The 13470-nt window shown below is 64.4% G+C and carries 11 protein-coding genes; 8 read left to right on the top strand and 3 right to left on the bottom strand.

Translation table 11 applies throughout. The features are described 5' to 3' along the window. Positions 1 to 129 precede the first annotated feature (129 nt). On the bottom strand, positions 130 to 582 hold the full coding sequence (locus GWG65_RS10340) for a DNA polymerase III subunit chi (RefSeq protein WP_275195439.1): 453 nt from the start codon (positions 580 to 582) through the stop codon (positions 130 to 132). A 6-nt stretch (positions 583 to 588) separates the two neighbouring features. Then, a complete protein-coding gene (locus GWG65_RS10335; RefSeq protein WP_275195437.1) occupies positions 589 to 2088 on the bottom strand; it encodes a leucyl aminopeptidase in 1500 nt (499 codons plus the stop codon). Between the two features lie 342 nt (positions 2089 to 2430). Between GWG65_RS10335 and lptF the strand changes: the two genes are divergently transcribed. The 7 genes from lptF to GWG65_RS10300 all read left to right on the top strand — a co-directional run bounded on the left by lptF (position 2431) and on the right by GWG65_RS10300 (position 11226). After that, positions 2431 to 3600 (top strand): LPS export ABC transporter permease LptF, encoded by a 1170-nt coding sequence (lptF, locus tag GWG65_RS10330; RefSeq protein WP_275195436.1) that lies wholly within the window; start codon positions 2431 to 2433, stop codon positions 3598 to 3600. Beyond that, positions 3597 to 4694: an LPS export ABC transporter permease LptG gene (lptG, locus tag GWG65_RS10325; protein WP_275195435.1), complete on the top strand. Its 1098-nt coding sequence runs from the start codon at positions 3597 to 3599 to the stop codon at positions 4692 to 4694. Before lptF ends, lptG begins: the two co-directional genes overlap by 4 nt. Next, positions 4694 to 7183, top strand: a complete 2490-nt coding sequence (locus tag GWG65_RS10320) for an LPS-assembly protein LptD (RefSeq protein ID WP_275195434.1) — start codon at positions 4694 to 4696, stop codon at positions 7181 to 7183. The genes lptG and GWG65_RS10320 overlap by 1 nt, the downstream gene beginning before the upstream one ends. A 68-nt stretch (positions 7184 to 7251) precedes the next feature. Then, positions 7252 to 8178: a SurA N-terminal domain-containing protein gene (locus tag GWG65_RS10315; protein ID WP_275195433.1), complete on the top strand. Its 927-nt coding sequence runs from the start codon at positions 7252 to 7254 to the stop codon at positions 8176 to 8178. Next, positions 8178 to 9215, top strand: coding sequence for a 4-hydroxythreonine-4-phosphate dehydrogenase PdxA (gene pdxA, locus GWG65_RS10310; protein WP_275195431.1), 1038 nt, complete (start codon positions 8178 to 8180; stop codon positions 9213 to 9215). The genes GWG65_RS10315 and pdxA overlap by 1 nt, the downstream gene beginning before the upstream one ends. Next, a complete protein-coding gene (gene rsmA / locus GWG65_RS10305) occupies positions 9215 to 10072 on the top strand; it encodes a 16S rRNA (adenine(1518)-N(6)/adenine(1519)-N(6))-dimethyltransferase RsmA (RefSeq protein ID WP_275195429.1) in 858 nt (285 codons plus the stop codon). Before pdxA ends, rsmA begins: the two co-directional genes overlap by 1 nt. 95 nt (positions 10073 to 10167) lie before the next feature. Continuing rightward, positions 10168 to 11226 (top strand): alcohol dehydrogenase, encoded by a 1059-nt coding sequence (locus GWG65_RS10300; protein ID WP_275195428.1) that lies wholly within the window; start codon positions 10168 to 10170, stop codon positions 11224 to 11226. A 123-nt stretch (positions 11227 to 11349) separates the two neighbouring features. Here GWG65_RS10300 and GWG65_RS10295 read toward each other — a convergent pair whose 3' ends face one another. After that, a complete protein-coding gene (locus GWG65_RS10295) occupies positions 11350 to 12387 on the bottom strand; it encodes a saccharopine dehydrogenase NADP-binding domain-containing protein (RefSeq protein WP_275195427.1) in 1038 nt (345 codons plus the stop codon). A gap of 133 nt (positions 12388 to 12520) precedes the next feature. On the opposite strand from GWG65_RS10295, the gene GWG65_RS10290 reads away from it, so the two are divergent. Further along, entirely contained in the window at positions 12521 to 13456 is a 936-nt protein-coding gene (locus GWG65_RS10290) for an AraC family transcriptional regulator (RefSeq protein WP_275195426.1), read from the top strand. The last annotated feature ends 14 nt before the right edge of the window (positions 13457 to 13470 follow it).

Here is a 13470-nt window from a genome sequence, read left to right as displayed (position 1 = left end):
ACGATAAACCAAATTCCCCGCGTGAAGGACCAGCCCTAAGCAATTGTCCCAACATCACTTTGCGGCATCAAGGTGACCGAAGCTAACCTGACCCGAAAAGTACAAATTATCATTAATTGCGAACGACGGCTAATTCCGCCGCTGCCACCGGCCGCGCTCGTCGGCCTGCCAATAGGTGACAACAAATCCCCGCGCCTTGCAATCCGTCCAGGCGCTTCGGGCCAAGGCCAGCGCGTCGGGATCCTCGCCGTTGAACAGCAGCACCATGCGCTCGTAGCTCTGGCAGTTCTGCGGCATTGCGGCGTTGTCGATCAGGAAGCGGACCTGGGCGCCGTTCGGATTGTCCTCCTCGATCGCCAGTACGATCGGCTGCTCGGCGGCGTCGTTCACGCGCCATGTCGCGTGCGGCAGGAAGGAATCGTCGCGATAGCTCCATAGATGCGCATCGAGCGCATCGGCGCGCTCGGGCGAGGTCGCCTGCACCACGACGCGCCAGCCGCGCTCCAGCGATTTCTCCAGAAGCGACGGCAAGACGTTCTCCACCGTCATGTTTTGCAGATGGTAGAACAGCACTTCAGTCATTTCGGGTCATTTGCGCTCGTAATGATCTGCCACCAGACGGTCCAGGAGCCGGACGCCATAGCCGCTTCCCCAGCTCTGGTTGATGTCGGTCTTCGGCGCGCCCATCGCGGTGCCAGCGATGTCGAGATGCGCCCAGGGCGTGCCGTCGACGAAACGCTGGAGGAACTGCGCCGCGGTGATCGAGCCACCATGGCGGCCGCCGGTGTTCTTCATGTCGGCGAATTGTGAATCGATCAGCTTGTCGTATTCGGCGCCGAGCGGCATGCGCCAGACCTTCTCGCCGCTCTCGAGTCCGGCCGTCAGCAGACGTTCGGCAAGCTCGTCATTGTTGGAGAACATGCCGGCATGGTCGGTGCCGAGCGCCACCAGGATCGCGCCGGTCAACGTCGCCAGGTCCACTATGAATTTCGGCTTAGTTTTCTTGGCGACGTACCAGAGCACATCGGCAAGCACCAGGCGGCCTTCCGCGTCGGTGTTGATGATCTCGATGGTCTGGCCCGACATCGAGGTGACGATGTCACCCGGACGCTGCGCTTTGCCATCGGGCATGTTCTCGACGAGGCCGATGGCGCCGACGACGTTGACCTTGGCCTTGCGCGCCGCGAGCGCATGCATCAGGCCGACGACACAGGCGGCTCCCCCCATGTCGCCCTTCATGTCCTCCATGCTGCCGGCCGGCTTGATCGAAATGCCCCCTGTGTCGAAACAAACGCCCTTGCCGACGAAGGCAACCGGCGCCTCGCCCTTCTTAGCCCCGTCCCAGCGCATGATCACGGTGCGGCTCGGCCGCGCCGAGCCCTGGCCGACGCCGAGCAGCGCGCCCATGCCGAGCTTGTCCATCGCCTTGACGTCGAGCACCTCGACCTTGACGCCGAGCTTGCGGAGCTGGCTGGCGCGGCGCGCGAATTCTTCGGGATACAGCACGTTCGGCGGCTCGTTGACGAGGTCGCGCGCAATGATCACGCCGTCCACGATCGCACCGGCCGATGCAAACGCCTTCTTCGCCGCGGCGACGTCGCCGACCGCAAACGAGACGTCGGCGCGTAAGCCCTCCTCCTCGCCGTCCTTCTTCTTGGTCTTGTAGCGGTCGAACTTATAGGCGCGCAGCCGCAGGCCTGAGGCGATCGCGACCGCCTGCTCGCTTGCCAACGCGCCATCGGGCAGTTCCGCCAAGATGGTCATGACAGCGGACCCGGCGCCAAGCTTGCCCGCCGCCACGCCGCCGAATTTCAGGAAGTCGTTGGCCTTCAGGTTTGCGGCCTTACCGGCGCCAATCACGATCAGACGGGTGGCCTTCACCCCTTCCGGCGCCAGGATGTCCAGGACGGCGCCGCTTTTGCCTTTGAAGGCGGCGGCGGTGGCTGCCCGCTTCACGAGTTCGTTGGCGCCGCCCAGCGCCTTGGCCGTCGCCGGGCCGACCTTCAGATTGTCGTCGCAGAACACGACCATGATGCCACGGGGGGCGGCAGACAACGGGGCAAAGCCGACCTTAATGGCATCGGACATGGGGTAACTCCTCAAAAACATGGGGCTTTTGCCGTTCGGCAGGTCAGCCCAAGGGCCGGGACCTCAACGGCGATTCAGCAGACTTTGCGCACTATGGGCCACCGGGCCGGCAGATGCCAAGCACCCCCCGTGGCCGCCAGGCAACAACGAGGGAAATATTAACCATATATTGAGGGTGCCATGGGGCAGCCATTTTGTTGACGGATCAAAGGGATGGTAGTGAGAAAGTAAGCCGGCGGACGAGATGGCTGCACGACCCTGGGGATCCCTTTTGGGATGGGTCGGGTAGCCGGAAATTCCCGTGACTGCATTGGGGTTTTGGTGGGGATCGTGCGGTAGCGCATGGGGTCGATTGACAGGTATATCTTCCGCACGACGCTGGCGTCGTTTGCGCTGGTCCTGGTCAGCCTCACCGGCGTAATCTGGATTACGCAGGCGTTGCGCGGCATCGACCTGATGACGAGCCAGGGTCAGACCATCCTCACCTTCCTCGGCATCACCAGCCTCGTCATCCCGGCGCTGGTCCTGATCATCTCGCCGATCGCGCTGATGATCGCGATCTCGCACACGCTGAACAAGCTGGCGACCGATTCCGAGATCATCGTGATGAATGCCGCTGGCTTCTCGCCGTTCCGGCTGTTCTATCCGTTCTTCTACGCCACCTGCGTGGTGGCGCTGCTGGTCGCCTTCATCGCCGCCTATCTGGCCCCCGACGGCATGCGGCGGATCAAACAGTGGGACGCCGAGATCACCGCCGACGTTCTCACCAACATCCTGCAGCCCGGCCGCTTCGCCCAGCTCGACAAGAACCTGACGATCCGGATCCGCGAGCGCCAGCCCGGCGGCATCCTCGCTGGCATCTTCATCGACGACCGCCGCGATCCGAACGAGCGCGTCTCCATTGTCGCCGAGCATGGCGAGGTCGTGAAGAACGACAACGGATCGTTCCTGGTACTGAAGGACGGCAATCTCCAGCGCTTCGAGGTCGGCAAGCGCGATCCTGCGCTGGTGGCGTTCGGCCGCTACGGCTTCGACATGTCGAAATTCTCGGGCCAGGGCCACGATGTCACCCTCGGCATCCGCGAGCGCTATCTCTGGGAACTGTTCGCACCGCCCGAGGACGACCCGGTCTACAAAGCGGTCCCCGGCCAGTTCCGTTCCGAATTGCATGACCGCATCATGGCGCCGCTCTATCCGTTCGCCTTTGCGGCGCTGACCTTCGCCTTCCTCGGCGCGCCGCGCACCACGCGCCAGAGCCGCAATTTCTCGATCGGCGGCTCGGTGATCGCGGTGTTCGGCCTGCGCATGGCGGGCTTCGCCTGCTCGGTGATGGCCGTGAAATCGCCGTTCGCGGCACTCGTCCAATACGCGATGCTGGCGACCGCGATCGGCGCCGGCATCTGGCTGATCGTCGGCGGCATCGTGGTCGAACCGCCCGCCCGTCTCATGGAGGCCATCAACAGGTCGAACGCGCGAATCGCGCGGATGTTCGGACGGCCGGCCACCGCATGAGCATGCTCACCAACACACTCGGGCGCTATTTCGCCGGCCGTTTCGTCGTCGCCGCGCTCGGCGTGTTCGTGAGCATTTTCCTGCTGCTGGTGCTGGTCGATTACATCGAGATGGTGCGCAAGACGTCCGGCCTCGCGTCCGCCTCCGCGATCATGGTGGCCGAGACCTCGTTGTTCCGCGTGCCGCAACTGCTCGAGAAGCTGACGCCGTTCTGCATGCTGATCGGCGCCATGACCTGCTATCTCGCCCTTTCCCGCCGGCTCGAGCTCGTGGTCGCGCGCGCAGCCGGCATCTCCGCGTGGCAGTTCATCTCGCCCGCACTCGGCAGCGCGCTCTTGATCGGGGTGATCGCCACGCTCGCCTACAATCCGATGTCGGCGAATTTGCGCGAGCTCTCCAAGCGCATGGAGGCCGAGCTGTTCGGCTCGGCTCCCGGCGGCGGCATCCAGGACGCCTCGGGCTTCTGGCTCAATCAGGTCACCGATGACGGCCAGGTCATCATCAACGCGGCGCGCAGCGAGCAGCAGGGCATCCGGCTGACCGGGCTGACGCTGTTCCGATTCGATACGGATTGGCATTTCAAGGAGCGGATCGAGGCACGCGAGGCGGCGCTGGAGGACGGCCATTGGCAGTTCAAGACCGTGCGGCGCTTCACACTGGACTCGCCGCCGGTCGACCAGGCGCGGCTGGAGATTCCGACGACGTTGACCGAGGCACAGGTCCGCAACAGCTTTTCCACACCCGAGACTGTGTCCTTTTGGCAACTACCGAGCTACATCCGCTCCTCCGAGAGCTCGGGCTTCGCGACAGCCGGATATCGACTCCAGTATCACAAGCTTCTGGCGCAGCCGTTTTTGCTCGCAGCGATGGTGATGCTGGCGGCATCCGTGTCGTTGCGCTTCTTCCGGATGGGCGGCGTACAGAAGATGGTTTTGAGTGGCGTGGGCGCAGGCTTTCTGCTCTACGTTCTGTCGAAAGTGACTGAAGACTTGAGCAAGGCTGAGTTGATGCATCCGATCGCTGCGGCGTGGTTGCCCGCAGTGGTGGGCGGCCTCACCGGCTTTTTGGCCTTGCTGTATCAGGAGGACGGATAGTGACGGCCGTCCGCCAAGGACCCGTGTCTCGTTTGACGCGGCGCACCGTGGTGCGCGCGAACGGGTGCGGCTTGTCCATCCGCAGGCTCCTGCTGGCCATCGTCGCCGCGGCATCGCTCGGCGGTCTGATCGGCGTTGCCGCCGTGACGCCGGTCGGCGCGCAGAGCTTCACCTACAATCCGCTGCCGCCGCGTCCGAAGCCGCCGAAGGTCGCCAACGACAACCAGATGCTGGTGCAGGCGACCGAGGTCGACTACGACTACAACAACTCGCGCGTCTCCGCGGTCGGTAACGTCCAGCTGTTCTACAACGGCACCAGCGTCGAGGCCGACAGGGTCATCTACGACCAGAAGACCAAGCGCCTGCATGCCGAAGGCAACATCCGCATGACGGATGCCGACGGCAAGATCACCTATGCCGAGATCATGGATCTCTCCGACGACTACCGCGACGGTTTCGTCGATTCGCTGCGCGTGGATACTGCCGACCAGACCCGCATGGCCGCGAGCCGCGCCGACCGTTCCAGCGGCAACTACACGGTGTTCGAGAATGGCGTCTATACGGCCTGCGCGCCGTGCAGGGACGATCCGAAGAAGCCGCCGCTGTGGCAGGTCAAGGGTGCCCGCATCATCCACGACCAGCAGGAAAAGATGCTGTACTTCGAGACCGCCCAGCTCGAATTCTTCGGCGTGCCGCTGGCCTATATGCCCTACTTCTCGACGCCCGACCCGACCGTGAAGCGCAAGACCGGTTTCCTGATGCCGGGCTTCACCTCGTACTCGGCGTTCGGTTACGGCCTAGAAGTCCCGTTCTACTGGGCGATCGCGCCCGATATGGACGCGACCTTCAGCCCGCGTATCACGTCCAAGCAGGGCGTGCTGCTGCAGGCCGAGTTCCGCCAGCGTCTGATGGACGGCGCCTATCAGATCCGCGTTTACGGCATCGACCAGCTTGACCCCAGCAAGTTCGCCGGCCTGCCGGGCGAGCGCCAATTCCGTGGCGGCGTCGAAACCAAGGGCCAGTTCGCGCTCAACGATAAATGGGTCTGGGGCTGGGACGGCGTCCTGCTCTCCGACTATTATTTCATGTCGGATTACCGCTTGTCGGCCTACCGCGATCCGCTCGGATCGTTCCTGAGCCTGCCGACGGATGCGCTGTCGCAGCTTTATCTGACCGGCGTCGGCAATCGCAGCTTCTTCGACGCGCGCACGATGTATTGGCTGAGCTTCTCGGGCAACCAGAGCCAGGTGCCGGTCGTCTACCCCGTGATCGACTATTCGAACGTCCTCAACTATCCGGTGTTCGGCGGCGAGTTCAGCTACAAGACCAATTTCGTGAACCTGTCGCGTGACAGCGCGGCGTTCGATCCGACCACGACGCTCGCCAACACCAACAGCCTGTGCACGACGGCGTCGGCCGACCCGCTCGCGCGCACGCCGTCGCAGTGCCTGCTGCGCGGCTTCCCCGGCACCTACACCCGCCTGAGCGCGGAAGCGCAGTGGCGCAAGTCCTTCACCGATCCGTTCGGCGAGATATGGACGCCGTTCGCGATTCTGCGCGCCGACGCCATCAACTCCTCGGTCTCCAACCAGCCGGGCGTGTCGAACTACCTGCCCGTCGGCGACACCCAGGCGTTCCGCCTGATGCCGACTGTCGGTCTCGAATACCGCTATCCTTTCATCAACGTTCAGCCCTGGGGCTCGACCACCATCGAGCCGATCGCGCAGATCATCATCCGGCCGAACGAGACCTATGCCGGCAAGCTTCCGAACGAGGATGCGCAGAGCATGGTGTTCGACACCTCGAACCTGTTCAGCGTCGACAAGTTCTCCGGTTACGACCGCGTCGAGGGCGGCGGCCGCGCCAATGTCGGCGTGCAGGCCACCACGCAGTTCGACAGGGGCGGCGCCGTCAAGGTGCTGTTCGGCCAGTCCTACCAGCTGTTCGGCATGAACTCCTATGCGGTCCAGGACTCCATCAATACCGGTCTTGATACCGGCCTGGACAAGCCGCGTTCCGACTACGTCGCGAGCGCCAGCTACTCGCCCAACAGCACCTATACGTTCAGCGTCCGCTCCCGCATGGACGAGCAGACCTTGAACGTTCAGCGCTTCGAGGCGGAAGGCCGCGCCAACTTCAATCGCTGGTCGGTCAGTATGATGTACGGCAATTACGCGGCGCAGCCGGAGCTCGGCTATCTGACCCGTCGTGCGGGCATCCTGACCAGCGGGTCGCTGAAGGTCGCGACCAATTGGGTGGTCACGGGGTCAGCGCGCTGGGACCTCGAGGCCAACAAGATCAACCAATATGTGCTCGGCGCCGGCTATGTCGACGATTGCTTCGTGCTGGCGGCGAACTATGTAACTTCGTATACCTATTCCGCGGGCTCGACACCGCCCGTCTTGAGCCACGCGTTCATGTTCCAGATCGGGCTGCGAACGCTGGCGACCACGTCGGCGAGCAGCAGTTCCGCCAGCGGTATCCAGTGAACGGTTTGAAGTGACGGCCGCGTATTCCCGATCGCAGGTTCACCGCGGCTGACATGCGAGCGACAACCATGACGAATCCATTACCTGCCCTGCGCCTCCTTCTCGTCTTCGCTGCCTTGATTCTGATCGGCACGCCGGCGCGGGCGCAGAACATCGTCGTCATGGTCAACGGCGATCCCATCACCGATTTCGACATCGACCAGCGCTCCAAGCTCGACCAGTTGACGACGCAGAAGACTCCGAGCCGGCAGGACGTCATCAACGAGCTGATCAACGACAAGATCAAGATCAAGGAAGGCAAGAAATACGGCGTCGATCCTGGTGTCGCCGATATCGACCAATCCTACGCCGGAATGGCGCAGCGCCTGCGCCTGACGCCGGAGCAGCTCACCAAGTCACTCGAGAGCAAGGGCGTCCGCCCTGATACCCTGAAAAGCCGCATGAAGTCCGAGATGGTTTGGACCAGCCTCGTGCGCGGCCGCTACAAGGAGCGCCTCCAGGTCGGCGAGCGTGACGTCGCCGCGGCTGTGGAGGCCGAGACCGGACAGAAGCTCCAGGTCGAAGGCACCGAATACAAGATGCAGCCGATCGTGCTGATCATGCCGCGCGGATCGTCCCCGGCCTTCCTGGAGACGCGCCAGAAGGAGGCCGAAACCTATCGCTCGCGCATTGCGAGCTGCGAGGAAGCCAATTCGCTGTTCCGCTCGACGCCGAACGCCACCATCCGCGAAGCCGTCACCAAGACCAGCGCGGAGCTGCCCGACGCCCTGCGCAAGGTGCTGGACGACACCCCGATCGGCCATCTGACCGCGCCCGAGGTGACCAAGGCGGGTATCGAAATGGTCGTGCTCTGTTCGCGCAAGCCGACCATGATCGACACGCCGAAGAAGCGCGAGGTGCGCGAGAAGATGTACACCGAGAAATACGAGAAGACCCAAAAGGCCTATCTCGACGAGATCCGCAAGGCGGCGATGATCGAATATCGCAACCGCTGATGGCCAAGCCCTTCGCAGAGCCTTCCGTAGAGCCTTCCGCAAAGCCCCTCGCCCTGACCCTGGGAGAGCCCGCCGGCATCGGCCCCGACATCACGATCGCAGCCTGGCTCAGGCGCCGTGAATTGAACCTGCCCGCCTTCTATCTGCTCGGCGACAAGGGCACGATCGCGCGGCGCGCCAAGGCGCTCGGCGCCGGCATAAGCATTGCCGAGGTGAGCGCGCACGAGGCTGCGGCCGCCTTCGCCGACGCCCTGCCCGTGGTTGCGACCGGCGAGACCGCGACGGCCGAACCCGGCAAGCCCGACGCCTCGAGCGCGCCGGCCGCGCTCGCCTCGATCCGCCAGGCGGTCGCCGATGTCCGCGACGGGCGCGCCGGCGCCGTCGTCACCAATCCGATCGCCAAGAGCGTGCTCTATCGCGCAGGCTTCCGCCATCCCGGCCACACCGAATTCCTCGCCGAGCTTGCCGCGCAAGACGGCTGTGCGCCGCAGCCGGTGATGATGCTGTGGTCGCCGCGACTCGCCGTGGTGCCGGTGACCATCCACGTCTCGCTGCGCGAGGCGCTGAGCCAGCTCACGAGCGATCTGATCGTCTCGACCGTGCACATCGTCGCCACCGAGCTGAAATCCCGCTTCGGCATCGCCCGGCCGCGGATCGCGATCTCCGGCCTCAATCCGCATGCCGGCGAGGACGGCTCGCTCGGACACGAGGAGCAGACCATCATCGCGCCGGCGCTCAAGGCGCTGCGCAACGACGGCATCGAGGCCAGGGGACCTTTGCCGGCCGATACGATGTTCCACGAAGCTGCGCGAGACACCTATGACTGCGCGGTCTGCATGTATCACGATCAGGCCCTGATCCCGATCAAGACGGTCGCCTTCGACGACGCGGTCAACGTCACGCTCGGCCTGCCCTTCATCCGCACCTCGCCCGACCACGGCACCGCGTTCGACATCGCAGGCAGCGGCAAGGCGAGCCCTGCCAGCCTGATCGCGGCGCTCCAGCTTGCGAGCCGCATGACGGCGACGACAAGTTGATGAGCGCGATCGACGACCTCCCGCCGCTTCGCGAGGTCATTCGCCAGCACGCGTTGTCGGCCCGCAAATCGCTGGGCCAGAACTTCCTGCTCGACCTCAATCTCACCGCGCGCATCGCGCGCGCGGCGGCGCCGCTGGACGAGTCCACCATCGTCGAGATCGGCCCCGGCCCGGGCGGGCTGACGCGCGCCCTGCTCGCGCTCGGCGCCAGGCGCGTCATCGCGATCGAGCATGACGAACGCGCGATCCCCGCCTTGCAGGATATTTCCGCACGCTATCCCGGCCGGCTGGATATCGTGCATGGCGACGCCATGACCTTCGACCCGCGCCCGCTGCTGGACGGCGGCAAGGCCAAGATCGTCGCCAACCTGCCCTACAACATCGCGACCCAGCTCCTGATCGGTTGGCTCACGGCCGAGCCATGGCCGCCGTGGTACGAGATGATGGTCTTGATGTTTCAGCGCGAGGTCGGCGAGCGCATCGTGGCGCGCGAGACCGACGAGGCTTATGGCCGGCTCGGCGTGCTCGCCAACTGGCGCGCGGAAACCAAGATCCTGTTCGACATCGCGCCGTCCGCCTTCGTGCCGCCGCCGAAGGTCACCTCCTCCGTGGTGCGCCTGGTGCCGCGCGCAAACCCGCTTGCCTGCGATCGCCGGCTGCTCGAACAGGTCGCGGCCGCCGCCTTCGGCCAACGCCGCAAGATGCTGCGGCAGAGCCTGAAATCGCTTCAAGCGGATCCGGCGCGACTTGCGGCGGCGGCCGGCGTCGATGCGACGCGGCGCGCGGAGACCATCCCGATCTCCGGCTTTGTTGCCATGGCGCGTGAATTGGCGGATATACGCAGCGAAGAAGCATGATCCGGAAAAGTGTGAAGCGGTTTTCCGAAAGAGATCATGCTCAAACAATGAGCTAAAGCGCATAGCGCTTTAGAGGAAATTTCGGAGGAAGAAATATGGCGTTGATGCGTCGCCAGTCCCTGGTCAAGTTCGATGCGCCGCTGTGCGAGACCATCATCGACACGCCCAAGCCGCAGGGCACGGAAGTGCTGGTGCGCATCGAGCGCTGCGGCCTCTGCCATTCCGACCTGCACATCCAGGACGGCTATGCCGATCTCGGCGGCGGCAAGAAGCTCGACACCACGCGCGGCATGTCGCTGCCCTTCACGCTCGGCCACGAGATCGCGGGCGTCGTCGACGAAGTCGGCCCCGATGTGCCGCATAGCCTCGTCGGCGCCAAGAAAGCGGTGTTTCCCTGGATCGGCTGCGGTCAGTGCCGTGACTGCAAGAATGGCGACGAGAATCTCTGCGCCAAGCAGCGCTTCCTCGGCGTCTCGATCGATGGCGGCTTCGCCAGCCACGTGCTGGTGCCCGATGCGAAATATCTGCTCGACTACGATCCCCTGCCCGTCAACCAGGCCGCGACCTTGATGTGCTCCGGCGTGACGGCTTACGGCGCACTCAAGCGTCTGGTCGATCGTCCGCGCCAGCGCAACCTGCTGCTGATCGGCCTCGGCGGCGTCGGCATGATGGGCCTGTCGTTCGCACAAGCCATGTTCAAGCAGCCGATCACGGTCGCCGATCTCAGCCCGGCCGCGCGCGACACCGCCCTGAAGAACGGCGCAGCCAGTGCCTACGACCCGGCCGAGCCCGACGTGATCAAGCGCATTCTCAAGGAGACCGACGGCGGTTTTGACGAGATCGTCGATTTCGCCGGTAACGAGAAGTCGATGGCGTTTGCGGTCGCGGTCGCCGCGCGCGGCGGCAAGATCGTGGTGTCCGGGCTGATGGGCGGCCAGTTCACGCTGCCGATGGTGCAATGGGTCTACAAGCGCATGACCATCGAAGGCTTCATGGTCGGCACGCTCACCGAGGCTCAAGAGCTGATGGCACTCGCCCGCGCCGGCAAGATCAAGCCGACGCCGATGCGCGAAGAGCCGATGGGCGACGTCCAGAAATGGATCGACGAGCTGCGCGCAGGCAAGGTGGTCGGCCGCATCGTGCTCAAGAACTGAGGCGCAGGAAAATCAGACAGGCTTGGCGGCGCGATGCATGTCTGGTCGCCCGTGCCTTGATTCGGAATTGGACCCAAGCCGGGTTCCGCATTGGGACGCCGGTGACATGTAAAAATATTGTCCTCACCCGGATCGCCACCGGACGCCTCGCGGCGCGAGCGACCTCAGCACGTCCTCAGGCTCAAAACTCTGGGCTGGCGTCAAGACGCCGGCTTGGGACGGCCCGCTCGCGAGCCGCCGAGCGAATTCAACGGAAATGATGGCCGTCGTATCATAGGTGTCCGTGCCTTCAACCACGCCCCGACGCGACCGCCCATCAGCCGTCGTACCCTCGAGAACAATCATGAACTCCTGCGCGGCGCGCTGTTCGGCGGAGGGCCCTTGCTGCATTTGGTCGATCGCCTCCATCGGCATCGGGATGGAAAGCCTCTCGCCTAAGGCGGCCTCAGTTACGCCGGAGATTCGCTGAACGCGCACATGCCGCGGCACGCTAACGACCTCCGGCAACGGGAACGCCAACACCGCGGTGTCCTCCGCATCGCCGGGAAAGCGGAACGAGGGGCGCGCAAGCGGGACATCCGAGCACCAGTCCCCGTCAACATAGGTCAGGCCGCCGCGGGCGATGAGGTCCTTCGTCTCGACGGCCGAGCGCAGGGTGCCCCGCGAGGGCATGCCTCCGCCTCTGATACGATGGGCGACGAAGAGCTCGTCCATCTTGCCGAGATCGCGGGAGAGCAGCGCTGCCATGAGGTCGCCCAGTGCCCCGCCGTCCGTCGTAGCCGGTATCGCAGCGACGCCAGCTTCCTTCGCCTTGCCGCTGAAGGCATCGAAGATGTGTTTGATGTAGAGCTGCTCTCCCGAGGTGTCGACATAGTGGCACCGCGCCGCCACCGCGGCCTCCACCACTCTGGCGCCGCGACTGGTGAACGGTCCCGCCGCGTTGATCACGGCGGCGCAGCCGCTGAACGCGCGGATCAGCGCTTCCCCGTCTTCGATGTCCGCGATCCGTTGCTGGGCGGTTGTAAGCCCCAACCCGGCAGCTGTCGCCGCCAGCCGGTTTGGGTCACGCCCGATCAGCACGGGCTCAATCCCCTGCCGAATGAGCTCAGCCACAGTCATCGCACCCTGGAAGCCATTTGCCCCGACCACCCCGATCCTCATTGCTCGCACTCCTCCATCGTCGGCGCCACTTGACACAAGGGACTGCATGTTCGACGCTCGTCTCTGGATGATCAATGCGTAGAAGCGGCGAATCTATACGTGATCATCCCAATGTGGAGTGTCCAACGCGGCGATGGACGTACTCACCGATGTAATGGCGGCAATGCGTGTCGGGGCGCCGCACTCGCGCCGCGTGGCGCACGCAACGCCTTTCGGCTGGCGCTTCCCAAGCAGCGCAGCCGCTGGATTCCATATCGTTCTTCAGGGAAGCTGCTGGCTCCATCCGCCGGAGGGCGAACCCTTCCTTCTCAATGCGGGTGATCTGGTCTTCCTGTCGCGCGGTTGCACCCACGCGCTTGCCGATCAGCTCTCGACGCCCCTGATAGACGCTGCGCTGCCGCTGGCTGACGCGCGAGCTCGGAATAGCTCGGCGCCCAACTCAGGCCTTGCGTCGCACGCGACCGCCTCGACCGTTTTGCTGTGCGGCGCATACCTTTTCGATCGGGCTCGGTTGCACCCGCTCCTGCTCGAGTTGCCAGATGTATTCCGAATAGTCTCGCGTGTCGGGAGCCACCCTGAGCTGCGATCGGCCATCGAGCTCTTGGGCGCGGAACTTGAGCACGACTGGACGGGTTCGACCGCTGCCATTGCGGCCATCGTTGAGCTCCTCCTGATCTACATCCTTCGCAACTGGATCGCAGGACAGCGGATCGAGGGCACACGTACAGGCTGGACCGCGGCGCTCAACGATCCCCGCACAATGGCCGTGCTTCAGCATGTCCATGAGTGCCCTGAACGCCGTTGGACCCTGGAAGCCATGGCCGAGATAGCCGGCATGTCGCGATCAAGCTTCGCCCGCCGTTTCGCCGAGCTCCTTGGCCAACCGCCGGTCACCTATGTCACCTGGTGGCGGATGACGATCGCGGCGCGTTGGTTGCGCGAGACGGACGCCCCCATCGCCGACATCTGCGGTCGGGTCGGATATTCATCGGAGTTTGCGTTCGCCCATGCCTTCAAAAAGGAGTTTGGTCTCGCTCCCGGATCGTACCGCCGACGGGGCAAGCTATAATGCAAAAAAGCTCC

The sequence above is a fragment of the Bradyrhizobium sp. CSA207 genome, assembly GCF_029051685.1.
Lineage (GTDB): Bacteria > Pseudomonadota > Alphaproteobacteria > Rhizobiales > Xanthobacteraceae > Bradyrhizobium.
Note: the sequence above shows the minus strand (reverse complement) of the source record. Positions and strands in the feature narration are given on the sequence as shown.